The sequence below is a fragment of the Bradyrhizobium uaiense genome, from assembly GCF_010811875.1.
Lineage (GTDB): Bacteria > Pseudomonadota > Alphaproteobacteria > Rhizobiales > Xanthobacteraceae > Bradyrhizobium > Bradyrhizobium uaiense.
In genome coordinates, this window is sequence record NZ_VKHP01000564.1 from 1 (window position 1) to 580 (window position 580).

A 580-nucleotide genomic window follows, 5' to 3' on the forward strand; every position below is an offset into this window, starting at 1 on the left:
GCCCGGACGATCAATCGGACCGCAAGCGCAAGCTCGTTAAGGGGCCGGAGGAATTTCAAGGCGTGCGACGTGATCAGCCGAACCGAAAGGCGTGAACAAAGCCATCAGCCGACGGGATCGAAAGCCCTCGCCACGCGTTGACTGTTGAGCCCAAGTGGGAGGTCAATAATGATCAACCGAGAGCGGCGTACAACGACAGCTGCGGAGCGCGAAGCCCACAAGATATTCAAAGCGGTCAAGGCGAAGGAAGCCATGACCGACTACGCCAAAGAGCAAAAAGCGCTCCACGATAATCGAGAGCGCCTAAAGGCAGAACGGCTGGCGCGGGAAGCTGAAACGGCCAACCGCACAAAAGCAGGTTGAGCGCCCATCTGGGACACTGAGGATCAAGTTTTTGGCCTCTCCGTGGAGGGCGTCATGGCCCTGCACTTCCGCCAAGTTGATGCTGAACTGGAGATATGGATCGCGAGCAGCGACGACTATTCATTCGTCATCAGCAACGAGAGCCAGACCGGACCTGGCTTGCATGGAGAGCCGGGTTTTGTTGCATCATATCGCCCCGACTTCCTGAATATGCCTG

1 protein-coding gene is annotated in these 580 nt (G+C 57.2%); it reads left to right on the plus strand.

What is annotated here, in order from left to right:
• Positions 1-168: 168 nt before the first annotated feature.
• A complete protein-coding gene (locus tag FNJ47_RS46495) occupies positions 169-363 on the plus strand; it encodes a hypothetical protein (protein WP_163163522.1) in 195 nt (64 codons plus the stop codon).
• Positions 364-580 lie beyond the last annotated feature (217 nt).

Bases quoted from the DNA above. Each gene is read 5' to 3' on its own strand.
- FNJ47_RS46495 (WP_163163522.1), top strand. From the start codon at position 169: ATGATCAACCGAGAGCGGCGTACAACGACAGCTGCGGAGCGCGAAGCC.